This is a genomic window from Streptomyces sp. NPDC002884, assembly GCF_040295245.1.
Lineage (GTDB): Bacteria > Actinomycetota > Actinomycetes > Streptomycetales > Streptomycetaceae > Streptomyces.
Genome location: NZ_JBEOVB010000047.1, coordinates 1 through 25,015, shown reverse-complemented (window position 1 = coordinate 25,015; position 25,015 = coordinate 1). Strand labels below are relative to the sequence as shown.

Here is a 25,015-nt window from a genome sequence, read left to right as displayed (position 1 = left end):
GTGCTGTCCGAGAACGTGCGCAGGATCGTGTCCGCCCGGGTCAACGATCCAGGTGCCATCGAAGCCGCGGCCGCCCGGCGGGTGAAGGCGACTTCGCTGCTCGGTGAGCACGGCAGGGCGATGATCGTTGCCGCCGACCATCCCGCGCGCGGTGCGAACGCGGTGGGCGGTGACCCCGGCGCCATGGCCGACCGCTTCGAGCTGCTGGACCGGATGTGCACCGCGCTGGAGCGCCCCGGGGTGACCGGGGTGCTGGCGACGGCCGACATCCTGGAGGACCTGCTGCTGCTCGGTGTCCTGGACGGCAAATCGGTGTTCGGCTCGATGAACCGGGCGGGGCTGGCGGGCTCGGTGTTCGAGATCGACGACCGGTTCACCGGGTACGACGCCGAGACCATCGCGCGGATGGGTTTCGACGGCGGCAAGATGCTCACGCGTATCGCCCTCGACGACCCGGACACCCCGTCCGCCCTGGCCGCGACGGCACACGCCGTCGACGAGCTGAACGACCGCCGGCTGATCGCGATGGTCGAGCCGTTCCTCTCGGCCTGGCAGGACGGCCGGATCCGCAACGACCTGTCCACCGACGCGGTCATCAAGTCGATCACCATCGCCTCCGGGCTCGGCCGCCGCACCGCCTACACCTGGCTGAAGCTGCCGGTCGTGGACGGGATGGAGCGGGTCCTGGCCTCCTCGACCCTGCCCGCGCTGCTGCTGGGCGGCGAGGTCAAGGACGCGGAGGCGGCCTTCGCCTCCTGGGGCAGGGCGCTCGAGCAGCCCACCGCGCAGGGCCTGGTCGTCGGCCGCTCCCTGCTCTACCCGTCGAACGGCGACGTCGCCGGCGCGGTCGACAAGGCGGTGAGCCTGCTGTGAGCGATACGAGCAAGTACCACCTGTCGAAGGGCACTTCGGCCGACGGTTCCTACGACGTCCTGGTCACGCCCGAGTCGGCGGGCTGGGGATACTCCGGGCTCAGGGTCCTGACCCTGAGCCCGGGTGAGGCGCACGCGCTGGACACCGGTGATTCCGAGTTCCTGGTCCTGCCGCTGACGGGTTCCTGCACCGTCACCACGGACGGCAGGGCCTTCGAACTCGAAGGCCGGACCGGCGTGTTCGCCTCGGCAACCGACTTCGCCTATCTCCCCGGCGGGTCGGAGGCCCTGATCAGCAGCGCGTCGGGCGGAACGTTCGCGCTGCCCTCCGCCCGTACCGAGCGCGGTGGCCTCCCCGCCCGGTACGGGCGCAAGGAGGACGTCCCGGTCGAACTGCGGGGAGCGGGCGCGTGTTCGCGGCAGGTCAACAACTACTGCCTGCCGGGCACCTTCGAGGCCGAGCAGCTGCTCGTGTGCGAGGTCCTCACACCCGGCGGTAACTGGTCCTCCTACCCGCCGCACAAGCACGACGAGGCCCGCACGGACGCCGACGGCGACCCGGTCGAGTCGGAGCTGGAGGAGATCTACTACTTCCAGGTCTCCGGCGGCGAGAACGCCTTCGCCTACCAGCGCGTCTACGGCGCCCCGGACCGACCGATCGACGTCCTCGCCGAGGTCCGCTCCGGTGACACGGTTCTGATCCCGCACGGCTGGCACGGGCCCTCGGTCGCCGCGCCGGGCTACGACCTGTACTACCTCAACGTGATGGCGGGTCCGGGCCAGGACCGCGCCTGGCTGATCTGTGACGACCCGGCTCACGGCTGGGTCCGCGCCACCTGGGATGCGCAGGACGTGGACGACCGCCTGCCCTTCGGAGAGAACTGATGAGCACGATACGACTGACCACCGCGCAGGCCCTGGTGCGGTTCCTGGCCGCCCAGTACAGCGAGCGCGACGGCCAGGAGCAGCGGCTGATCCCCGGTATGTGGGGGATCTTCGGCCACGGAAACGTAGCCGGCATCGGGCAGGCGCTCCTCCAGGCGTCCGTCACGGGCGAGGCCGACCTGCCCTACTACCTGGCCCGCAACGAGCAGGGCATGGTGCACGCGTCGGTCGCCTACGCCAAGATGCGCGACCGGCTGGCGACCTTCGCCTGTACCGCCTCCACCGGCCCCGGCTCGACGAACATGATCACCGGTGCGGCGCTGGCCACGACCAACCGCATCCCGGTCCTGCTGCTGCCTTCTGACATGTTCGCCACCCGGGCCGCCGACCCCGTCCTCCAGCAGCTGGAGGACACCCGCGGCGGGGACGTCACCGTCAACGACACCTTCCGGGCCGTGTCGAAGTACTTCGACCGCGTCCAGCGGCCCGAACAGCTGATCCCGGCCGCGCTGGCGGCGATGCGGGTACTGACCGACCCCGTCGAGACGGGTGCCGTCACGCTCGCGCTGCCGCAGGACGTGCAGGCCGAGGCGTACGACTGGCCGGTCGCGTTCTTCCGGCGCCGGGTCTGGCACGTGGGCCGCCCGGTGCCCGAGGCAGCCGCCGTCGAACGCGCGGTCGCCCTCCTGCGCCAGGCGAAGAAGCCCCTGATCGTCGCGGGCGGCGGAGTCGTCTACTCCGGCGCGGAGACCGTGCTCCGCGCCTTCTCCGAGGGCACCGGCATACCCGTCGCCGACACCCACGCCGGCAAGGGCGCCGTCCCCTGGGATCATCCCTGCGCCGTCGGAGGCATCGGCTCCACCGGCTCCTACGCCGCCGACGAACTCGCCCGGGAAGCCGACGTCGTCCTCGGTATCGGTACGCGCTACAGCGACTTCACCACCGCCAGCCACACCGTTTTCGCCAACCCGGACGTCACCTTCGTCAACCTCAACGTCGCCCGCCTGGACGCCGTCAAACACTCCGCCGAACCCCTCGTCGCGGACGCACGCCTCGGCGTCCAAGCCCTCGCCGCCGCACTCACGGACTGGGAGGTCGCGCCGGAGTACCGGCAGCTCACGCGTCAACTGATCACCCGCAACCGGGAGATCGAGGACGCGTGCTTCGCCCCGGACCGCAACACCGGTGACCTGCCCGCCCAGACGGAGATCCTCGGCGCGCTCAACGACGTCCTCGACGACCGTGCCGTGGTCATCAACGCCGCCGGATCCATGCCCGGCGATCTCCAGCAGCTGTGGCGGGCCCGGGATCCCAAGGCCTACCACGTCGAGTACGCCTACTCCTGCATGGGCTACGAGGTCGCCGCGGGACTCGGCGCCAAGATGGCCGACCCGACCCGTGAGGTCGTCGTCCTCGTCGGTGACGGCTCCTATCTGATGATGGCCCAGGAGATCGTCACCATGATCTCCGAAGGCCTGAAGGTCATCGTCGTCCTGGTCCAGAACCACGGCTTCGCCTCCATCGGCGCCCTGTCGGAGTCGCTCGGCTCGCAGCGCTTCGGCACCAAGTACCGCTACCGCGACGGAGATTCAGGCCTCCTCGACGGCGACGTCCTGCCCGTCGACCTCGCCGCGAACGCCTCCTCCCTCGGCGCCGACGTCCTGCACGCCACCACCGTCGACGAGTTCCGGGCGGCGATGGACAAGGCCCAGGCGGCAAGCCGGACGACCGTCGTCCACGTCGAGACCGACCTGTACGGCCCCAACCCGCCCGGACACGGCTGGTGGGACGTCCCCGTCAGCGAGGTCTCCGCTCTTGACACCACCCAGGCCGCCCACGGCACCTACGCCGCCCACAAGCAGGCACAGCGCCACTACCTCTAAGGACACCTCCGGTGAATCTCATCCCCCACTGGATCAACGGCACCGCCGTTGCCGGCACCCGGACCCAGCCCGTGTTCAACCCCGCCACCGGCGCCGAGCAGGCCCGGGTCGCCCTCGGCGGCGCCGATGTCGTCGACGCGGCCGTCACCGCCGCCGCGACCGCTTTCGAGGCCTGGTCGGAGTCGTCCCTCACCCAGCGCACCCAGGTGATGTTCAACTTCCGACAGCTCCTCGTCGAGCACGAGGAGGAGCTCGGCCGGATCATCTCCGCCGAGCACGGCAAGACCGTCGACGACGCACGCGGCGAGATCACCCGCGGCCGGGAAGTCGTCGAGTTCGTCTGCGGCCTCGGCGACGTGCTGAAGGGCTCCCACTCCGACCAGGTCTCCCGCGGAGTCGACGTCCACGACTTCCGCCAGCCGCTGGGTGTCGTCGCCGGCATCACGCCGTTCAACTTCCCCGCCATGGTGCCCCTTTGGATGCACCCCGTCGCCATCGCCACCGGCAACACCTTCATCCTCAAGCCGAGCGAGCGCGACCCGTCCGCCGCGAACTTCGTCGCCGAGCTGTACCGGCGCGCGGGGCTGCCCGACGGCGTGTTCAACGTCGTGCACGGCGGCAAGGAAGCCGTCGACGCCCTCCTCACCCACCCCGGCATCGAAGCCGTCTCCTTCGTCGGCTCCACCCCCATCGCCAAGTACGTCCACGAGCAGGCCACTTCGCACGGCAAGCGGGTCCAGGCCCTCGGCGGCGCCAAGAACCACGCCGTCGTCCTCCCCGACGCCGACCTCGAATTCGCCGCCAACCACATCACCGCCGGTGCCTACGGCTCCGCCGGCGAACGCTGCATGGCCGTCTCCGTCACCGTCGCCGTCGGCGACGCAGCCGACCGACTCGTCGGGATCCTCGAACGCAAGGCACACGAGGTCAACGTCGGCCCCGGCGACCGCCCCGGCACCGACATGGGCCCCCTCATCACCGAGGCCGCGCGGGAACGCGTCGAGAACGCCGTCACCACCGCCCGTACGCAGGGCGCCACCGTCGTCGTCGACGGCCGCGGAGTGAAGGTCGACGGACACGAGGAGGGCTTCTTCACCGGCCCCTCCCTCCTCGACCACGTCACCACCGAGATGGACGCCTACCGGGAGGAACTGTTCGGCCCCGTCCTCGCGATCATCCGCACCGACAGCCTCGACGACGCCATCGGCCTCATCAACGCCAACCCCTACGGCAACGGCACCGCCCTCTTCACCGCTTCAGGCGAGGCCGCCCGCCGCTTCCAGCGGGGCGTCAAGGTCGGAATGATCGGCATCAACGTCCCGGTGCCGGTCCCGATGTCCTACTACTCCTTCGGCGGTTGGAAGGACTCCCTCATCGGCGACCACCCCATCCACGGTCCCGAAGGCATCCGCTTCTACACCCGGCCCAAGGTCGTCACCACCCGCTGGCCCCAGCCCCAGCACGACCGGACCGCCGGTTTCGACTTCCCCACCTCGAGCTGACCCCGACAGGGGGATCGCGGCCGTCCGCCCGGACACCGTCGCGTCTTTCGTCCTCCACGCCCGCATGATCCCGGAGACCCGCGGACGCTCGATGGAAGCCATCGAGAACGCCTTCCGCGCCCGGTCCGCCGTCTGACCGCCCCCTCCAACACCCTGAGGAACGCTCATGACTTCGTCCCAGAAGCCGATCTCCGTCGCCGTCATCGGCGCGGGCATGGCGGGCCGCAGCCACGCCGCCGGCTACCGCAACGTGAACACCGTCTTCGGCGCCGGTCTGCCCCCCGTGCGCCTGGCCGCTGTCGCCGACGCCAACACGGCACTCGGCGAGGACGCCGCCCGCCGCTACGGGTTCGAGAAGGCGCTGCCCAGCTGGGAGGCGGTCGCCGAGGACCCGACCATCGACGCCGTCAGCATCGTCGTCGGCAATGCCCTGCACCGCCCGATAGCCGAGGCCCTGGTCGCCGCGGGCAAGCACGTCCTGTGCGAGAAGCCGCTGGCCGGTTCCCTGGAGGACGCCCGAGCGATGGCCGAGCTGGAGCGGGACACCGACCTCGTCACCGCGGTCGGCTACACCTTCCGCCGCTCCCCGGGCATCGCGGCCATCCGCCGGCACGTCGAGCGTGGCGAACTGGGCGACCTCACGCTCTTCAGCGGCCGCTACTGGTGCGACTACGCCACCGACCCCCACGGCCCGCTGAGCTGGCGCTTCAAGGGCGGAGCGGGTTCCGGTGCGCTCGGTGACGTCGGCTCGCACATCATCGACGCCGCCGAGTACGTGGCCGGCCCCATCGTCTCCGTCTCCGGCGCTTCCCTGTCCACGCAGATCACCAAGCGTCCGCTGCCGCTCGGTGCGGTCGTCGGCCACAACGCCGCGCCCGTCTCCGACGAGTTCGGTGAGGTCGAGAACGAGGACACCGCGTCCTTCACCGCCCGCTTCGAGTCCGGTCTCGTCGGTACGTTCTCGATGACCCGGACCGGATTCGGCCTGCCCAACGGACTCGCCTTCGACGTCCTGGGCGTGGGCGGCAGGGCCGCCTTCGACCAGCACCGGCCCGCCGAGTACCTCTTCGACGACGCCCAGCCCGACGCCCGTACCCGCGGTGCCCGTCAGATCATCGCCGGTCCGCAGATGCCGTACTTCGCGGGCGGTGTACCGATGGAGGCCCCCGGTGTCGGCGCCAGCAACGCCGACAACTTCACTTACCAGGCACGGGCGTTCCTCGACCAGGTCGCCGGTTCCGCCGACGCGCTGCCTGCCTGCGCCACCTTCGCCGACGCGCTGCGCACCATGGAGATCATCCAGGCCGTCGTGGACTCCTCGCGCAACGGCGGCGCCGTCGTCGCGGTGCCGCCCGTCGCCTGAGCGGACGACTGACGACTGACGACGGACGGCGGCGAAGGCCGAGCAGCCTCGCGCGGCGTGGCCGGTCCCGTCGTCGTCCCCGCCGCCGGACATCGCGTCCCCTCCCGCCCCCCGGGCCCGCGGATCGCCGCGCGGGTCCGGGGGCGCCACCCGCACCGACCCGTACTCTCCCCGGAGTTCCTCATGAAGCTCGCTCTGGATCCCCAGATGTTCCACGGCACCCACTCGGTGCTCGACCTGCCCGATGTGGTCGCCCGAGCCGGCTACTCCTGGATGGAACTGTCCCCCAAGGGCGATTTCATCCCGTTCTTCCGCCATCCGCGTGCCGATGACGCCACCGTGGCCGCGCTGCGCAAGCGAGCCGCCGACGCGGGGGTCGGCATCGCCTCCGTCCTGCCGGTCCTGCGCTGGTCGGGCCCGGGGGAGGAGGAGCGCCAGGCCGCCGTACGCGCCTGGCGTCGGGCCATCCAGATCACGGCCGACCTCGGTGTGGACACCATGAACTCCGAGTTCAACGGCCGCCCGGAAGCAGCCGAGTTCGCCGAGAGCCAGTTCCTGCGCTCCATGGAGGAACTCATCCCCGACTTCGAGCGCGAGGGCATCAAACTCGTCCTGGAGCCGCACCCCGACGACTTCATCGAGGACGGACACGCGGCCGTCGAGATGGTCCGCGGGCTCAACCGTGACTGGATCTCCTTCCTGTACTGCACACCGCACACGTTCCACCAGGGCAACGACCCGGCCGGCATCATCGCCGCCGCCGGCGACAAGGTCACCTACGTGCACCTCGCGGACACCCTCGACCACACCGCGTCCGGCGGCCTGCGCTACATCGTGAACCCGCCCGGCTCCACCGTCCGCGTGCACCAGCACAGCGAGATCGGCAAGGGCGAAGTCGACTTCGACGCCGTCTTCGCGGCGCTCGCCGCCGTCGGCTTCGACGGTGTGATCTCCTCCTGCGTCTTCGGCTGGGAGGAGTACGCCGAGGAGATCAGCGTCCGCCAACGGGAGAAGGCGACCGCGCTCATCGACAGGCACTTCGGCACCGGGGCGCTCACCGCCCGCTGACACCGCAGGCCCGCTGACACCGCAGACGCAGACGCAGACGCGGACCCACGGGGTCGCAGACGCGCGGGGACGCAGACGGGGACGCCCCGCGCGGTGGAGGCCCTCCGGACCGCTTTCCCGCCCCGCCGCCTCCCCGCCTCCTCCCCACCCCATCCCCTCCTCGCCCTCTCCCCGCCCGACCAAGACTGAGAGAAGCACTCGAATGAAGCTGGGACTCTACAACGCGATCCTGCACGACCGTCCGCTGCCCGAGGCGATCAAAGTCATCGCCGACCTGGGCCTGACCGGCATCGAGCTGAACACGGGCGGCTTCCTGCCCGCCGTGCACGTGCCGACCTTCGACGACATCCTCGTCAGCGACAGCGCACGGGACGACTTCCTCGGCCTCTTCGAGGGGACCGGCGTCTCCATCGCCGGTCTCAACGCCAACGGCAACCCGCTGCACCCCGACGCCGTGATCGGCGAGAAGCACGCCGAGGACATCCGGCGGTCCGTCCGGCTCGCCGAGCGCCTGGGCCAGCACCGCCTGGTGACCATGTCCGGTCTGCCCGGGGGAGAGGCCGGCGCGACCCGTCCCAACTGGATCGTCAACGCCTGGAACTCCGCCGCGCTCGACGTCCTGGACCACCAGTGGAAGATCACCGCGGACTTCTGGCGTGAGACCGACCGCCTCGCCCGCGACCACGACGTCAAGGTCGCGCTGGAACTGCACCCGCAGAACATCGTGTTCAACTCCGCCACCGTGCACCAGCTCGTCGACCTCACCGGCGCCACGCACGTAGGTGTCGAGCTGGACGCCTCCCACCTGTTCTGGCAGCGGATGGACCCGGTCCAGGTGGTACGGCACCTCGGTGAGCTGGTCTTCCACGCCGCCGCCAAGGACGTCCGGATCAACCCGGAGCACGCTGCGCTCAACGGCGTCCTCGACAACAGCTTCCGCCGCCTGTCGCCCGAGGAGCCGCGCGTCAACCTCGGTGGCGACGAGTGGGCCAACGAGTGGCCGAAGGAGTCCGCCTGGGACTTCGTGGCCCTCGGCAAGGGCCACGACGTCGCGTACTGGACGGAGTTCCTGCGGGCCCTGCACGAGGTCGACCCGGACATGCTGGTCAACATCGAGCACGAGGACACCGAACTGGGCCGGGTCGAAGGCGTCGCCGTGGCCGCGGAGGTCCTCAAGTCGGCCGACGCCGCTCTCCAGAAGTCGCTCCAGGCGTGATCGCCTGGGCGCACTACCCCTACCGGGGACAGGTGGTGCTCGTCACCGGAGCGGGCACCGGAATCGGCCGGGCGACGGCGCGTGCGTACCTGGAACAGGGAGCACAGGTCGCCGTCCTCGGCCGCAGGCCGGAGCTGCTGCGGGAGGCCGTGGCCGACTTCGGTCCCGACCGCCACCAGGTGCTCGAAGCCGACGTGACCGATCCCGACCGGCTCGCCACGGCCGTGGCCGCGGTCCTGGAACGCTTCGGCCGCATCGATGTGGTCGTCGCGAACGCCGGCACGTGCGAACCGAGTGTCATCGACACCTTCGACGACGCTGCCTGGGAGCGCCTGCGGTCGGTGAACCTGGACTCGGTCATCCGGCTGGCGCATCTCGTGGTGCCCCATCTACGGGCCACCCGCGGCAACTTCCTCGCGGTCTCCTCGGTCTCCGGAATGCGCGGCGACTGGAAGCAGTTCGCGTACAACGCCACCAAGGCCGCAGTGAACGCGTTCGTCCAGAGCCTGGCGCTGGACCTGGGGCGGGACGGGATACGGGTCAACGCGATCGCGCCGGCCTTCACGGCCACCCGCCTCACCCAGGAACGGCTCGACGACCCGGACTTCTCGGCACGGCTCCAGGACCGTCTGGCGCTCGACCGGGTCGCCCAGCCGGAGGACATCGCGCGCGCCGCCCTCTTCCTCACCAGCCCCGACGCCGGGTACATCACCGGAGCGGTGATCCCGGTGGACGGTGGCACGACGGCGTCGACGGGGGCTCCCAGGGCGATCTGACTCGAACGGGCTGCTCACTCGGGCCATATGACAGCCCCCGCCGGCGGGCGTCGCGGATCCGCCCATGTCGGGCCGGGCCTGCGTGGCCGGGCGGCTCGAGTGTCTGTGCGGCGGAGCTGGAATGTCCGCGCGGCCGTTGATTCCCTGCCCTCGCTCCGCCGTGACCAACTGCCCTACGGCGGAGTCAGTACCGGCGGAGCAGTCGCACGGATGGTCCGTTTTGCCGGGTGTTGACCTGTTACCGGAGTGAGGCGACGCTGGATGCCGGGTCAGGCTGGGGCCCGGACCGGTAAGAGTCGACGCGTGCGTGACTGGGGGACTACGGCCATGTTCCGGAACGAGGAAACAGCAAGGGCATGCACGGCCGACGCTCTGCTCGGGCTTTCGAGGCGCTTCAGGCTCTCGGGGCTCACCGGATCGAAAGGCCGTTCTCGTGGAGGCCGCTGAGGGGTCGGCCGCCCCGCAGCAGGACCCCGCCGAGTCGGGCATGGTGGAGAGCGCCGATGGCGCACAGGACTCTCGTGACCGGGTCATCAGGGAGATCTTCCATACGGACAATGTCGTACGGGAGACCCTCGCGGATCAGCTGAGGACACGGTCCTCCACGTCGGATCACGTCGTGCGGCGTGCGCGCACGGCGTTCGACTCCTTCAGCCCGAGCCGCCTTTCCAGTTCCGAACGGGGCCGGATCACCTACCTGTCGCCGAGGGACGACCTTTCACGTGTACTCGAGAGGACGGTGACCGACCGCCTGGACGAGTTGCGCGAGTCACCGTCACCCGGCTCCGCCATCCGGCTGGCGCTCTCCGACGAACTTCGTGCCCTTCTGAACGCGGACGAGTCCGGTGACACGCTCGGTACGGTCGGTCTGACTCAGCTGTACGAGTACATCGCAGGGCGGCCCGGTACGGGGGCGGCAGCAGACCGTACGTCCTGTCTCGCGGTCACCGAAGCCGCGGCCGAAGCCGAGCGGATCCTCGCGTGCATCGAGGAATCCGAGGGTGGGGCGGCAAGGCACGATGTCCCGCCGTCCGCCGCCGGCCCGAGCGGTGACGGCGAACGGGATCACACCGTCGGCGACGCGGCCGACGATCTCGTCTCCGATCAGGTCGCCCGGCAGATGGGCACAGTCGGCCCACCCGAGGGCCCGCTGCTGTTCAACGTCCCCCAGCGGTCCGACCAGGCCACTCGCAACGAGGCGGTGGAGACGTTCGAACTGCGGGACGGGCCGTCCGACGTCACGGCCTACCACGACTTCCGCACCCTTCAGATCGCCTTCCCGCACGTGTGGACGGAGGTGTTCGACGGCCGGCTGCGTCAGTTGGGAGAGGAGCTCTATCAGGAGTACGTGAAGCTCAACGGCTTCTCAGGCGTCGACGTCGACGACGCCACCATCAGCACACTGGACGACCTCATCGCTCTGATGGAGCGCATCCGGGGGCTCGGCCGGACGGTTCAGGACGACCTTCCCACGGACCTGCGCTCCTCACCCGCGGTCCCGGAGGGAACCATCTTCGACTTCTTCGGGCTGGGAGACCTGGCTCGACGTCTGTTCGACCCGGGAGGTGCCACGCAGGCCGAGCCGCAGGCGGCGCAGAGCGACGTTCCCGCCATCGATCCGACAAGCCGCCTGCACAGGCTGCTGAGCCGACTCGACAAGATGCTCGCCGAGCCGTACGCCTTCGATGTCTTCGCCCGTGATTCGGTGAACTTCGGATTCATCGCGACCTACCGCCAGACCTGGACCCCGCAGAACTACCAGGTCGGCGACCTTGTCTCCACCGTTCCGCTGGCTCCCAAGGAGATACGCCGCTACACGACCCGTCGGGTGGCCAAGAAGAGCCGGGCGGTCAAGGAACTGGAGGACAACCTCACCTCGCGCCGCACCGACGCCGCCGACACGTCCAGGGTGAGCAGCGAGATCGTTGACCGGGCGCACGAGAAGTCCAACTTCAACCTGACAGCACGGGAGGCGCTGGGCGGGGAGGGCTTCACCGTCGAGTCCACACAGAGCGCCGGCGGCGAGCAGGGCAAGCAGTCGGAGCGGGTGAAGCGGGAGTTCAGGGAGAGCGTGCTGAAGAGTGCGCAGGAGTACAAGGAGCAGCACCGCATCGAGGTGGAGACCAGCGACAGCTCGGAGCAGGAGGAGACCGCCTTCCACGAGATCCAGAATCCCAACGACGAGCTGACGGTCACCTACCTGTTCTACGAGCTTCAGCGCACCTACAGGATCAGTGAGCGACTCCACGGCCTGACTCCGGTCGTCCTCGTCGCCAACGAGGTGCCTGCACCGCACGAGATCGATGACGCCTGGCTCGTACAGCACGACTGGATCCTGCGCCGGGTCGTCCTCGACGACTCCTTTCGGCCGGCGCTGAGCTATCTGACGGAGAGCTTCGTCGGAGCCGAGGCCAAGATCCGAATCCTGGAGGACACCGCCGTCGCTCAGAAGAAGCTCGTCGAAACCCTGCGCCAACAGCTGCGCACGCAGGACCAGATCCTCGCCGCGAACGAGCGCGACGTTCTGGCGGCTGCCCAGAATCTCGCGTCGAGCACCCGTCAGGAAGGCCTGCTCGACGGCATCCTCAAGATTTTCGATCCACTCGGCATCACTGGTGACAGCGACACCGGAGCGGTGGACGCCGCCGAGACCATCGTCGACTACGCCAAGGAGACGAGGGACCGCGCCGACCGCGAACGCGCCCGCCTCACTTCCCAGTTGGAAGTTGCCGTCTCCGCCCTGCAAGCGGCGGTGGACCGGCTGACGGCAGCCGTCACCGAGCACTACGACAAGGTCGCCCAGATCGACCGCCTGCGCATGCATGTGAAGAACAACATCCTGTACTACATGCAGGCCGTCTGGGATCTGGAACCGCCTGACCAGCGCTTCTTCCGGCTCTACAACATCGACGTGCCCGTGGTCACCGCGCACACCGAGGACCGGCGAGTGACGCTGCGCCGGGACCGCGGTGCCCTCGGCGCGCTGCTCGGCCACGACACCGCACTGGTGCACCTGCCGGTCCCGGAGGTCACCGTCAGCACGAAGAAGCTGGTGGAGGTGGCCGACCTGGACACCGTGCTCGCGTACCGGGGCAACTACTCGGTCTTCGCCCTGAAGGAGAACAACTACTTCACGCTGCGCATGATGCAGGACTACCTCGAAGTCGGCGACGACCTGCGCATCTGTGATCCGGACGAGGCGAACACCTACACCGTCGACGAACTGCGGGAACGCGCGGCCTGCCTGCACCGCACCGATGAGGAGGCGTTCGGCCGACACCGCGAACAGATCAAGCAACTGCTGGTGGAGCGGCTGGCCTCCGCCCGCAAGGACGACGACCTGGTCGTCGTGCCGACCGCCTCGCTGTACATCGAGGCGCTGGTGGGGACCCACCCCCTCCTGGAGGACTTCAAGCTGATCCATCGCGCCCTCGACGTCAAACGAGTCCAATCGGACGTACGGCGCACCGAACTCGAGAACATCCGGCTGGCCGCACGCAGCCTGCGTGGCAACGACGAAGACCCCGACGTCGATCGGAAGATCGTGGTGGAGGGCGTAGCGGCACCCGTGACCATCCAAACGGACACCGCCTGACGGCGTCAGCGGAGGGGGAACTGCCCATGGCGGACTCCGCGAGCAAGACCTCGAAGGGAGCCGCCGCCGGACGGAAAGCCGCGGCGGCAACCGCCCGGACGACGCCCGCCCGCCAGGAGGACGACCGTTCGGCCTTCGTGGCCGCAGGATTCCTGGGAGCCGTGTACCGGAGAGCGACTTCCGGCGGCAGGGCCCCCGAACACTGGGTGGACACCGAGGGGGTCTCGCCTCTTCGGGACCAGGCCGTGGGGGCAGTCCACCACGAGATGACGGGTATCAGGCTCTCCGCCCACGAGGCGCGGCGTCTGTACGTGGCTTTGACATCCACGTTCCTCGAAAGGGTCCGTCCAGCGGCGGTGCAGTACGTCACCGCACTCCTGAACCGACAAGAACCGCTTGTGCGGGGCCTCGTCCAAGTCGTCGACACCGACAGCGAGCGACTGAGGCGCGCGGCCTGTGCGGCCGTCCGGTATTCGATGAGCCAGCGGATCGACTCGGCATCGGGCAGAGTGGCCCATCCCGACGAGGCGGCGGCACTGAGCGGCTCCGGGGGCTCAGCAGGCGGCAACGCCGTGGACCGGTTCGAACGGGTGCGGTACACCCGAGCCGTTCTGATCGGGGGCGACCCGGACCTGCGCCGACTCATGGCTCATCCGTCAGGCGTGGCGATCCTCAAGGCCTATACCCGATCGACGGCCGAAGGCCGCGCTCATGCCCTGGCCCGGCTCCAGCAGTCGCTGGAAGCGATACCCGCTGTCATCGGACACATCGAAGCCGACCCCCTCGCGATCTGGCGGCTGCCACCGGCCATCGCGTCAGGTGTCGCCCAGAGTGGCCTGGCGGTACATCCCGGAGCAGTCGAATTCGCCCTTGCCTGGGCCGTACTGAAAGGCCGGTCCTTCATGGACCGGGCTCTGGAGACGGCTGCCAACGCCGTGTGCGTCCTCGACCTCGCGGGGCCCGTGGGCCGGCTGATCGGAGCCGCTCTGGACATCGTGCTCGGTGTCGTCGGCACCGCGGTGTCGTTCCTGCGCGAGGTGGAGCAGGACCAGGCAGGCTACGCCTCGGCCTTCGCGCCGGACGACGGCAAACTGTCCGCCGGCGGCAGCTACCTGGACGTCGCCTTCCAAGGAGTGGCAACCCTCGCTGCCGCGGCGGCCCTCCCAGGTGCGATCGCGGCGCTGGGCCGACGCGGAGGTGCGGCAACACGAGCCGTTGCAGCCGTTCCCGAACCGACGTCCCCTCGGGGCATGGTCGACGGGCGCTCCCTGCCCAAGGACGTTGTCGCGCTGGATGCCGTCGGCTCGACCGAACGGCACCTGAGCGCAGACGCGCGAGCCCTCGATACGGTCCGGACACAGCCCGGCTTGAGCGAGGCGCAACACGCCACGACCCGCCCCAAGACGGGTGCTGTCGCCGGGACAGGCTCGCCGGCAACGCCGTTCCGGAGAGCCGTCCTCAAACCTGATGTACTTCCGCACTACTCCTCGAAGCCTTCCTTCATGGAGGCGACGCGCAAACAGATACTCGCCCAGCGAGACAGCGGAAAGCCGTCCGTGCTCGACTTCCTCCTCACGGACGAGGGGAAATGGCAGTCCGCCGACTTTGTCAGCAAATCCGGGCGATCGATGCGCGGGCGCTATGCGCTGGCCAATCCCGACCTGCCCATCGTGCAAGCAGGCCACAGCCAGTCCAACTGGTACGCGAGGGACGCGGGCAAGAGGCAATACCTCATGCTCGAGGACGCCGACCTGAACTGGCTGACAGGGCAGAGCGGTGAAGCACGCGGGGCGATCTTCAACAAGCCTGCGGTCCTCATCGAAGGTCGTTACGCCGTCGACGTCCCCACCGCACGAGCGTGGGAGGGGATGCGCTGGATCCCCCGGGGCACCGTGGACTCCGCACCACTCATCCTGCCTCCGGAGCTGTAGAGCGACCGGCACACGAGCGCCAGGCGAAGCGGCGCAGTCGCGCGCCGCGGTCCCCCACTGATCCGTGTGTCCCGCAGTCGTGTTATCACGGGAGATTTGGAACTTCAGGCTGCATCAACCCGAATTGTTCGACACCATGTGTGTTCGTGCAGCGGTGGCGACGCGAGGACCAGCCGGTCGGCATGGGACAAGTGCTCGACAGGGAGCTGAGACTCAGTGACCAAGCAGGCGAAATACGGTTCGGATCTCCCGTCCTGGTTCGCTCCTCCTGGACCGGGCAGCTCTTGTCGTGGGGGCGGGCCGAGAGGGCAGCCGCGCTCTCCTCACGCCGGGCGGCGGGCCCCAGGCTTGTCATGACCGGGAACCGCGTATCGCTCGGATCACATCGGCGATGGCCTTCAGCACCGTGGCGCGTTCTCGCGCGGCGGTGCCCCGCAACGCGACCACTACGATAACCACGGCCGCGGCGGCCGCAACACATGTGCCGGCCACCGGTACCAGGGCCCAGGCGATGACGTCCATGTCGGTCCTTTCATCCGCGCGGCCGACCGTGGACCGCGTCGCACTCATCGAACGTCACCGGTCCGAGCCGATGAAGGTTTGCCGGATCGGCCGGACAAGCACGCAAAAAGACCAGGTCAGCGCAGTGATGCGACGGCCGTCCGGCGGCCCGGCCGGATCCGGGGAGCAGCGGGAGAGCATGCGGTGGGCACGAGGACGAAGCTGGGCGCCGAGCGGCAGGTGCTGCGCGACAGACTGCGCAAGCTGGAAACCGACGCGCTGCGGGGCAGGGACCGCAGTGGAGCGATCGACCAGGCCAACGAGCGTCGCAGGAGCAAGAGCCTTCCGGAGCTGTCGACCACCACGGTCGGCGGCTGGTTCGAAGAGGGCACCCCGGCCCGGGACTTCGAGACCCTGTGGGCGCTCGTCGAGGTATTGCTGGAGTGGTCCGGGCTGCCCCGGCCGGAAACCGTCGAAGGGCCGGCCGCCCGCGGGAAGGCAGCGGCGCGGTGGACGAGCACGAAGGAACTCTGGCAGATCCGGTGGCAGCAGGCCAAAGACTCCCGGCCCATCCCTGAGCCCCGGACGGCTGCGCAGTCCCGACTGACAGACGGCTATCTGGCGGCCGTACGCAGAACTGCCGGAGAACACCCTTATCCCGACGTGTGGGGCGACGCCCGACTGCCCGGCCTGGCCGACGTGTATGTGCGTCAGCAGACACGCTTGCAGACGTCCGCAGATCGGGAAACGCTTCACGAGGCGGCGGTGCCGGCGGAGAACATCTTCACCCGTGCCGGGCGGATGTGCGTCCTGCTGGCGCCTGCGGGAAGCGGGAAGTCCACGCTCTTGCGCACGCATCGAGCCTCGTCCGCCGAACGCTGGTCCGAAGGCCACCCGAGTGCATCGGTGCCCGTCCTGGTCAACGCAGAGGTTCTGAGCAGCGCTGACACGGTGCCTGCCGCGATGGCCAAGGCGGCCACCGCCGAACTGCGCCGCTTCGGTCTCCTGGACGACCTCACACCCGACTTCTTCCGTCACGCTCCTCACCCCCGGACGACCTGGCTGGTGCTGGTCGACGGTCTCGACGAGATCCCTGACACCGCCAGCCGCCGCGCCATCGTGCAGTTGCTCGCCGCAACCGCGGCAGACACCTCAGCGCCTTACCGGTTCGTCGTAGCCACCCGGCCACTGCCCGCACAGGAACTCGACACTCTCGGCGAGGAGGTACGGCGCTTCGAACTCCAACCGTTCTCACCCGAAGATCTCCACCGGTACGCGACAAGCTGGTTCCGCGACCTGGACGACCCTGCCCGGCACAGCCGCGCATTCATGACCGGCCTCCGGCGCTCCCACTTGGATGTGCTGGCCCGGACACCCCTGATTGCGTTCCTGCTGTGCAGGCTCTACCGAGCCGACCCCGACCGTCCTCTGCCACGCGGGCGAACCGGAGCGTACCGGGCATGCGTGGAATTGCTGTACGAACTGAACGCGCACAAGAACATCAGGGCCACCCACGACGAGGTGATCCGCCGCTTGAAGGACCGCCATCAAATCCCTCGGGACAACCTGGCCGCCGAGCGGGCGGCACAACAGGTGCGCGAGTACCTGCCGGAGGCCATCGACTTTCTGGCGCACGCCCGCATCACCGGCAACGCTGGACGAACGACCAAAGTGCTCTCCAAGCACCTGCACGTCAACCGCCCGCAACGTCTCGACAAGCATCTCTGGCGGGCTTTCCTGGGCGATCTCCTGCGGCCCACCGGCCTACTGACCGAGGGCCCGGACGACTTTCACTTCCTGCACCAGACCTTCCTCGAGTATCACGCAGCCCGATACGCCACGCGCGACAAGGCCGCCTGCGCCAGACTCCTCGACGAGTTGTTCCCACCCGGCAAGAAGCGCCAACGGCCACCAGCCGGTGAGGCGTCCCGTCTGGGCTTCCTTCTTGACGCGCTCCTGGCCTCTCCCGGAGGTATCCCCGCCGAGACCGTCGACAGACTGGAGACGTTCCTGATGCTGGGGGAGGGGGGCTGTGACTTCCTCACAACCCAGGTGCAGTTGAGAACGAACCTCCCCACGAAGATCACCGCCGTCTATCTCACCCGCTTCACCAAAAACGAGAGCCTCGACGGTGAAGACCGTGTGGAGGCGGCCAAGTGCCTGGCCGGGCTTGAGGCGTTACAGGACCACGGTCTGGGCCTTCTCACCCGGCTTGCAGAGAGCCCGGACTTCCCCGACCGCCATCGCGTGGACGCGGCCGTCGGCCTTGCCGGGCTGCATGCGACGCGGGACAGCGCAGCCCGGCTCATAGCCCGGCTTGCCGGGGGAGTGCTCCGGGACGGCGCCGAACGGCTGAGAGCCGCCGACCGGTTGGCGGAAATCGAGGGGCATTCGGACCGTGCGGTGCAGGTGATGTCCCGGCTTGCGGAAGACCCCGCCCTCGAGGGGACCTACCGGTTGGGAGCGGCGGACCGGTTGGCGGGGATGGAGGGGATGTCGGACCGTGCGGTGCAGGTGATGACCCTGCTTGCCGACGACCCCGCTATCGAAGGAGCCCACCGGTTGGGAGCGGCTGACCGGTTGGCGGGGATGGAAGGGATGTCGGACCGTGCGGTGCAGGTTCTGACGCGGCTTACGGACGATTCTGCCCTTGACGGGGCCTGCCGGTTGCGTGCCGCTGACCGGTTGGCGGGGATGGAGGGGATGTCGGACCGTGCGGTGCAGGTTCTGACGCGACTCGCAGATGATCCTGCCCTTGTGGGGGCCCACCGGTTGGGAGCGGCTGACCGGTTGGCGGGGATGGAGGGGATGTCGGACTGCGCGGTGCAGGTTCTGACGCGGCTTACGGAAGATCCTGCCCTCGAGGGGACCTACCGGATGACAGCGGCCGACCGGTTGGCCGGGATGCCCGACCGCGCGGCGCAGGTGATGATCCGGCTCGCCGAAGATCCCGCCCTCGAGGACTGTCACCGGGTGCAGGCAGCGGAGAACCTGACGTGGAGAGACGCATCCCATGAGGAGGGTGTCGGCCGGCTGCTTGCCCTTGCCGAGGACGCGGCTGTGTCCGGTGCCTTCCGTGTGCAGGCGGTCGAGGCTCTTGCGGTCATGGACGGGATGCGTGACCGTGCGGCCCGGCTCTTCACCCGGCTCGCCGAAGATGCGGCTGTGTCCGGTGCCTTCCGTGTGCAGGCGGTCGAGGCTCTTGCGGTCATGGACGGGATGCGTGACCGCGCGGCCCGGCTCTTCACCCGGCTCGCCGAAGACCTCCTCCTGCCCGGGACCTACCGTGTGCAGGCGGCTGTGAAGCTGGCCGGGGTGGACGGGACGCAGGACCGCAGTGTCCAGGCACTCGCCCGGCTTGCCGAGGACCCCGCGCTTGCCCCCACTCACCGTGTGCACGCGGCCAGGAGTCTGACCGAGGTGGACAGGTCGCAGCAGCGCAGTGTCCAGGCCCTCGTGCGGCTTGCCGAGGATCCAGCCCTGCCCGGCGCCTACCGACTGCGGGCGGTCGAGACCCTCTCCCGAATGGACGGGATGCGGGACCGCGTCGCCCGCCTCTTCACCCGGCTTGGCGAAGACCCTGTGCTCGACGAGACCCACCGCGTGCGGGCACAGAAGGGGCTGGCGGCAGTGGGGCGACAACGCTCGCCGCAAGGACCTGCGCCGCTGCCGCCGCGCCCAGGGACGGGTGCGGACCGGTGCTGAGAGCGAGCGGTTTCCTGTCCGATCGGGCATACGAGCCGCCCCGATGAGCCTGTGGGAGAGGGGCGCCCGGCCTCGCACTCAGGGGCGCTTGCTGTGTGTGGGAGAAGCCGAGCGCCGTCCCACGGGCGATCGAACCTCGATGGCCAGCGCACGGGCGGCGCTGACAACCTGCCAAGTCCGGCGCCGTCTCTTCAGCCGTGGCTCGCATCCGGCTGGGCCACGGGCTGCGGCGCCGCGTTCGGGTCCGGGGCCGTGGGGCCGGCGGCAATCCACTGCTGGAGCTCCTGATGGCGGAACTGATAGGCGATGCCGGACGGTCGCAGCAGTCCCGCCGTGCTGGCCCAGTCGAGGAAGGACCGCAGCCTGAGCGGGAGTCGTCGGCCCCCCGACGTGCACAGTCGGAACGCCAGATGGCGACGCCACGCGTTGGGCCCGAGGGCCAGCAGGGTCACGGTGAAGGCGAGCCAGCCGACGCCGGGGGCGGCATGCCAACCACTGACGACCGTGACAGCGGCCTCGGCCGCGGCCGCTGTCACGACGGCCACGCCCACAGCGGACTGCACGTCGTCCCGGATGTCGGCGCCGGGCGGGCGGGGGCGGGTCGTGGGATCGGTGATCGCGGCGGTGACACCACGGACGAACGCGGCAGGCAGGGCTGCCACATGGAAGGCGAGGAACACGAGGAGCACCAGGAGATACCCGATGAGAGCACCGAACGCGAAGCCGAACACCGTCGTGGTGATGAAGCGGAACACGGGGTTGGCTTCCATGTCCAGGAAGTTCATCCGGAGAACCGCAGGAGTGCGGGAGGGGAACTCCACGACGTGGAACACGTGCGTGAGGAGGGAGAACACCATGTATCCGAAGGCGAACCTGGGGACGAGTCGTGTCAGACCCTCCGGAGCGCCGCTCCGCCGCACCTCGTCGAAGGCGGTCATGATCCCCTCCAGTGGACGCAGACTGAGGCGCCGCCGACGGGTGGGCAGGCTCAAAGGCCGAGGTTCCCGGATCTCGGCAACAGCGTTCACGACCCCGAGGAGCCCGGCCAGACCGATGACCAGGATGTTCGGCGCACCAGGGATAGGCGCCACACCCATGGCGGGTGACCACAGCGTGACAAGGGCGACGAAGGTCAGCACACCATCGACGAGCGGTACACGTGTCCTTCCGCCCAACGGCCACAGTCGGTGAAGAACCAGATCCGACCCGGGCTCCGACCGCGCGTCGGGCCGACTTCCCGGACGCGGACCGGTGAGCGACATGGCCAGGTGGTGCAGCCAGCGGTGCACCTTGACCGCGTCGTACCAGCCGTCGTCACGGGCGTTGCTCGCCGTGGCCGCTGGAATGTAGCGGGCCAGCAGATGCTGCTCCACGGCTTCCGGGGAGGGCAGGGTCAGCAGTTCGGCCGGGTTCCCCCGGTCGCGGTAGGCGGCGGCGACCAGTGACAGCCGCCACGGCGTCGACAGCGCCTGCTCCAGTTCGGCCGACCGCAGCGCCAAGGTCCCGAGCAACTGCTCCCAGTCATCGGCCGTCAGCGTGCTGCGCGCGTCCAGGTAGGCCGCCGCCTGCCTCCTTGCGACGCCGTCGACGAGCACGAGGGCGACGTCACGTAGTTTTGCCCCGGCCGGGAGCGCGTCGTAGTGGGTGTCGCGGCAGGTGAGGATCAGTGGTCCGGGGGGCCTGTCCCGGGCGTACGTGTCGAGTGCTTCCAGAGCGGCAAGGGCCCGCGTGGCGTTCGGGTCAGGGCAGGGGACACCGGCGGCGTCCCGGAGGGTGCCTTCGCTGTCTCTCAAAGGCGGATCCATCTCGTCCAGGCCGTCGAGGACCGGAAGGACGAGGCCGAACTTGAACAGATCCGTGGCCAGCGCCCGCGACCAGCCGAAGGTGGAGACGATTCGGGCGACGATGAAGTCCTCGAGCCGAGGCATGGTCGTCAGGTCCCACTCGGCGAGCGAAAGCCGCAGGGGGACACGGGTGGTGAGGTCCGTCCTGGACTTGATCAGTTTCAGGGCGAGTTCCATCGCCAGAACCGTCTTCCCCGCACCGGGTGGGCCCACGATGACCAGCCGGCCGTGCGGCACGCTCCGATAGAAGGAGACGATGTCCATGATCGTCGTGTCCGACCCCTCGTCGGCGTACAGCTGTCCCTCCGTGGCCGTCGTGGCTGCCGACTGCCCGGTGTCGCGCAGGGAGTAGCGCAGGTTGACGCGTGCGCCGTTGACGTTGCCCACCAGGATGGCCAGCTGTCTGTTCTCCGTCGTCTCGATCTCTTTGGCGAGGGTCTCGGAGGCCGCTCGTGCGTTGGCCAGGGTGACCGCGGGATGGTCCAGCGCCCGGAGAGAGACGTACAGGCTGACAAGGGAGACGAAGAGACTCACCAGGCTGAGCGGAAGCCCCAGGACAGCCGAGGTGTCGGGTGCCGAGTTGTGCCCCCTGAGGTTGCTGACAGCCCAGACCAGCGACATGAGGAACATGACGCCGCTGACGCAGACGGACGCGATGCTCGCGCGGCGCCCTGGATTCCCCCGAGACATCCCAGAATCGTGCCCCAAATCGACCTGTTCCACCCCGACTTCACCGAAACGTGGGATGGCGCCACGGACGACAGACACGCTGTGGGCTGTCCCGAAACCGTGGTTGCGGACAGCTGCGGCCTCGGGGCTGTCCTGTCCCGTCAGTGCCTGGTGAGGATGGCGGAGAGCCTGTTTCCTGATCCAGAATGACTGGATGGTCACGCTCGAGACTCCCCGTTTGGTCCTGCGTCGCTGGCGCGAGGAAGACGTTGCACCCATGGCTGCCATCAACGCCGACCCCGAGGTCATGCGGTGGATCCGTGACGGCAGCGTCCGTGATGAACAGCAGACCCGCTGCGGGATCCAGGCATGGGAGAGCGAGTGGGACGCACAGGGCTTCGGCCTGTTCGCCGTGGAGATCCGGTCCACCGGCGAGCTGGCCGGGTTCACCGGCCTGTCGGTGCCCGACTACTTGCCGGAGGTACTGCCGGCGGTCGAGGTCGGCTGGCGGCTGGGACGTTCCCACTGGGGTCAGGGCCTGGCCACCGAGGCCGCTGCGGCCGCTGTACGGTTCGGGTTCGAAGAGCGGGGGCTGGAGCGGATCGTCAGCATCACTCAAGTGGGCAACGCCGCCTCCGAACGGATCATGACCAAACTGGGGATGCATCCGGTCCGTGAGACCGTCAATCCCGTCGGCGGCCGGCGAGTGCGGGTGTTCGAGTTGTCGTCGGACCAGTAAGTACGGCACAAACGCTCGCTGTTGGCGGCGACGAGGACGATAGCCTCGTGGCGGACCTCGAGGGTGCCGCCGGTGACGCTTCAGGACGGAACGCTTCGCGACAGCGTCAGGCTGTTGTCGGGGGTCAGGCCGCTGAGCTTCTCGGGGTTGGCCTGGAAGCGCAGGTTCTGGATGCGGCCGTCGACGAGGTCGAACGAGAAGGCGCCGACCGTGTGTCCGCCGAGGACGGTCAGGACACCGAGCTCGCCGTTGATGACGGCCGCCTCCATCGTCAGGGCGGTCAGTTCGGGCTTGGCCAGGAAACCCACGATCCAGCGCGCGACGTGATCAGTGCCGTGGAGGGGGCGGCGGGCGGCGGTGACCTTGCCGCCGCCGTCGGACCAGGCGGTGACCTCAGGGGCTAGCAGCTCCATGACGGCGTTCAGGTCGCCGCCCGCACAGGCCTCCATGAAGCGGGTGGTGACCTGCCGGCGCCGGGTCCGGTCGGCGTCGAAGCGGGGGCGGCGGGCCTGGACATGCTCGCGTGCGCGGTGGGCGATCTGGCGGACCGTCGGCTCGGGACGTCCGAGGGTCTCGGCGATCTCGGCGTGCGAGTAGCCGAAGACCTCGCGGAGCAGGAAGACGGCGCGTTCGACGGGGCTGAGCGTTTCCAGGACGACCAGCATCGCGGTGGAGACGCTGTCGGCCAGTTCGGTCTCCGCGGCGATGTCGGGGGAGGTCAGCAGGGGCTCGGGGAGCCACGGCCCGACGTAGGTCTCGCGGGTCGCCTGTGCGGAGGTGAGCCGGTTCAGCGAGAGGTTGGTGACCGTGCGCACCAGGTAGGCCTTGGGGTGGCGGATCGTGTCGCGGTCCACGGCGTTCCAGCTCAGCCAGGTGTCCTGGAGGATGTCCTCGGCGTCGGTGACGCTGCCCAGCATGCGGTAGGCGGTGGCGAACAGGAGCCTGCGGTGTTCGATGTACGGGTCCTGTTCGTCCCTGGCGTCGACCATCGGTTCATGCTGCCAGCGCCGTGGCGGGGCGGCAAGGTCCGAGATCAGGGCGCCGGCAGCCGAGGCGCCCGTCATGCCGCGGGCCTGCGGGTGGCGCGGCCGCCCTTGGAGATGACGGTGGTGACGTTCATGCGCTTGCTGAACCGGTAGGTCGTGAGCGGGCTGCCGCTGACCGTCTCCTTGTACGCGACGGCGCTCCGGCCGGTGAGGTGCATGCGGCGGGGGGTCTCGTCGGCCTTGGTGAACTGGATGACGGCGTCACGGCGGCCGAGGCTGACCGGCTGGTGGAAGTAGCCGAAGCGGAACGGCTTGACGGTCCTGCCGCGCACGAGTCGCGCGACGGTGTCGGCGGTGTACTGGGCGGTGGGCAGTCCGCTCTGGCAGGTGCCGTGGATCTGTCCCCAGGCCAGACGTACGGCGGCGGCGTCTCCGATGGCGTGGATCTCCGGGTGGGAAACCGAACGCAGGGTGGGGTCGACCAGGACGAGGCCGCGGTCGTCGGTGGCGATACCGGCGTCGGCGGCGAGCGGCGACACCTTGACACCGGTGGTCCACAGGCAGGCGTCGGAGCGGACGAGCCGGCCGTCGGCCAGTTCGACGGCGTCGGGCAGCACCTTGGTGACGCGGGAGCCGGTCGTGAGCGTGACGCCGAGGCGGTGCAGCGCGCCGTGGAGGTAGGTGCGGGCCTTGGGACCCATCATGCCGCCGGGCTCGTCCCGGCTGATCAGCGTGACGTTCAGGCCGGGATGGCTCTCGGCGATCTCGGTGGCCGCCTCGATGCCGGTCAGGCCGCCGCCGCAGACGGTGACCGTGCCGCCGGACGCGGCCACCTCGGTGAGGCGCGCGGCAAACCGACCGGCGATCTCCGGGTTGTTGAGCGTGAAGGCATGGGTGTCGGCGCCGGGGACCGTGCCGGTGTCGGTCGAGCTGCCCAGCGCGTAGACGAGCGTGTCGTATCCGAGGGTCACGGCGCCGTCGACGGTGATCTGCCGGGCGTCGGGCGCGATGGCGGTGGCGGTGCCCTGGACGAACGTGACGCCGGTTCCGGCGAGCAGGTCGGGGATCTGGTGGTCGGCCAGCTCCTGACCGGCGGCGATCTGGTGCATCCGCAGCCGCTCGACGAACCGGCTCGACGGGTTGACCAGGGTGATCCTGACGTCGGTCCGGCGGGTGCGGTGGGCCAGCCGGATGGCGCTGAACAGGCCCGTGTAACCGGCGCCGAGGACGACGATGTGGTGTCCGTTGTTCATCGCATCTCCCAAGGTCGGGCACCGGCTTCTGTGTCGGTGACGCCCATGGGACAAGCAACCCGCCCCGGACGTGACAGGCGGCCGATGTGATCCACGTCATGCCATGCGCATCGTGGGCGTGCTGCCAGGAAGCCGTGGGTCGCCCCCGCTGTCTGCCACGGCGACCGCGGTGCCGGAGCGAGGACGCCGCGATGGTGTGCGGTGGCGTCCGCTGAGGCGGACGCCAC

16 protein-coding genes are annotated in these 25,015 nt (G+C 69.4%); 12 read left to right on the top strand and 4 right to left on the bottom strand.

Annotated elements, in window-relative coordinates; all coding sequences use genetic code 11:
• Nucleotides 1-3 precede the first annotated feature (3 nt).
• The 10 genes from ABT070_RS42250 to ABT070_RS42205 all read left to right on the top strand — a co-directional run bounded on the left by ABT070_RS42250 (nucleotide 4) and on the right by ABT070_RS42205 (nucleotide 15,091).
• Nucleotides 4-873: a Cgl0159 family (beta/alpha)8-fold protein gene (locus ABT070_RS42250; protein ID WP_451102866.1), complete on the top strand. Its 870-nt coding sequence runs from the start codon at nucleotides 4-6 to the stop codon at nucleotides 871-873.
• On the top strand, nucleotides 870-1,757 hold the full coding sequence (gene iolB, locus ABT070_RS42245) for a 5-deoxy-glucuronate isomerase (protein ID WP_351768293.1): 888 nt from the start codon (nucleotides 870-872) through the stop codon (nucleotides 1,755-1,757). Before ABT070_RS42250 ends, iolB begins: the two co-directional genes overlap by 4 nt.
• Nucleotides 1,757-3,640, top strand: a complete 1,884-nt coding sequence (iolD, locus tag ABT070_RS42240; RefSeq protein WP_351768292.1) for a 3D-(3,5/4)-trihydroxycyclohexane-1,2-dione acylhydrolase (decyclizing) — start codon at nucleotides 1,757-1,759, stop codon at nucleotides 3,638-3,640. The genes iolB and iolD overlap by 1 nt, the downstream gene beginning before the upstream one ends.
• A gap of 11 nt (nucleotides 3,641-3,651) precedes the next feature.
• The gene (locus ABT070_RS42235) at nucleotides 3,652-5,142 is read left to right on the top strand and encodes a CoA-acylating methylmalonate-semialdehyde dehydrogenase (RefSeq protein ID WP_351768290.1); all 1,491 of its coding nucleotides are present in this window, start codon (nucleotides 3,652-3,654) and stop codon (nucleotides 5,140-5,142) included.
• 166 nt (nucleotides 5,143-5,308) lie between these two features.
• A complete protein-coding gene (locus ABT070_RS42230) occupies nucleotides 5,309-6,505 on the top strand; it encodes a Gfo/Idh/MocA family protein (protein WP_351768288.1) in 1,197 nt (398 codons plus the stop codon).
• A gap of 183 nt (nucleotides 6,506-6,688) precedes the next feature.
• A complete protein-coding gene (locus ABT070_RS42225; RefSeq protein ID WP_351768287.1) occupies nucleotides 6,689-7,573 on the top strand; it encodes a sugar phosphate isomerase/epimerase family protein in 885 nt (294 codons plus the stop codon).
• A gap of 202 nt (nucleotides 7,574-7,775) precedes the next feature.
• Nucleotides 7,776-8,789, top strand: a complete 1,014-nt coding sequence (locus ABT070_RS42220) for a sugar phosphate isomerase/epimerase family protein (RefSeq protein ID WP_351768285.1) — start codon at nucleotides 7,776-7,778, stop codon at nucleotides 8,787-8,789.
• A complete protein-coding gene (gene budC, locus ABT070_RS42215) occupies nucleotides 8,786-9,565 on the top strand; it encodes a meso-2,3-butanediol dehydrogenase (RefSeq protein ID WP_351768283.1) in 780 nt (259 codons plus the stop codon). Before ABT070_RS42220 ends, budC begins: the two co-directional genes overlap by 4 nt.
• 739 nt (nucleotides 9,566-10,304) lie before the next feature.
• On the top strand, nucleotides 10,305-13,160 hold the full coding sequence (locus ABT070_RS42210; RefSeq protein ID WP_351768281.1) for a hypothetical protein: 2,856 nt from the start codon (nucleotides 10,305-10,307) through the stop codon (nucleotides 13,158-13,160).
• A gap of 26 nt (nucleotides 13,161-13,186) precedes the next feature.
• Nucleotides 13,187-15,091, top strand: coding sequence for a polymorphic toxin type 5 domain-containing protein (locus tag ABT070_RS42205; RefSeq protein ID WP_351768279.1), 1,905 nt, complete (start codon nucleotides 13,187-13,189; stop codon nucleotides 15,089-15,091).
• A 351-nt stretch (nucleotides 15,092-15,442) separates the two neighbouring features.
• Here the strand turns inward: ABT070_RS42205 and ABT070_RS42200 are convergent, their stop codons facing one another.
• Complete coding sequence (locus ABT070_RS42200) at nucleotides 15,443-15,613, bottom strand: hypothetical protein (protein ID WP_351768277.1); 171 nt, start codon at nucleotides 15,611-15,613, stop codon at nucleotides 15,443-15,445.
• A 183-nt stretch (nucleotides 15,614-15,796) separates the two neighbouring features.
• Here ABT070_RS42200 and ABT070_RS42195 point away from each other — a divergent pair, with 183 nt between their 5' ends.
• Nucleotides 15,797-19,297, top strand: a complete 3,501-nt coding sequence (locus tag ABT070_RS42195; protein ID WP_351768275.1) for an NACHT domain-containing protein — start codon at nucleotides 15,797-15,799, stop codon at nucleotides 19,295-19,297.
• A 191-nt stretch (nucleotides 19,298-19,488) separates the two neighbouring features.
• Here the strand turns inward: ABT070_RS42195 and ABT070_RS42190 are convergent, their stop codons facing one another.
• Nucleotides 19,489-21,831, bottom strand: coding sequence for an NACHT domain-containing protein (locus ABT070_RS42190; RefSeq protein ID WP_351768273.1), 2,343 nt, complete (start codon nucleotides 21,829-21,831; stop codon nucleotides 19,489-19,491).
• A gap of 193 nt (nucleotides 21,832-22,024) precedes the next feature.
• Between ABT070_RS42190 and ABT070_RS42185 the strand changes: the two genes are divergently transcribed.
• Entirely contained in the window at nucleotides 22,025-22,549 is a 525-nt protein-coding gene (locus ABT070_RS42185) for a GNAT family N-acetyltransferase (RefSeq protein WP_351768271.1), read from the top strand.
• A gap of 80 nt (nucleotides 22,550-22,629) precedes the next feature.
• Here the strand turns inward: ABT070_RS42185 and ABT070_RS42180 are convergent, their stop codons facing one another.
• Together ABT070_RS42180 and ABT070_RS42175 are read right to left on the bottom strand one after the other, a co-directional pair.
• Nucleotides 22,630-23,538 carry an RNA polymerase sigma-70 factor gene (locus ABT070_RS42180; protein ID WP_351768269.1) on the bottom strand — a complete coding sequence of 303 codons (909 nt, stop codon included), beginning with the start codon at nucleotides 23,536-23,538 and terminating at the stop codon, nucleotides 22,630-22,632.
• Between the two features lie 71 nt (nucleotides 23,539-23,609).
• Complete coding sequence (locus tag ABT070_RS42175; protein WP_351768268.1) at nucleotides 23,610-24,788, bottom strand: NAD(P)/FAD-dependent oxidoreductase; 1,179 nt, start codon at nucleotides 24,786-24,788, stop codon at nucleotides 23,610-23,612.
• Nucleotides 24,789-25,015: the final 227 nt, after the last annotated feature.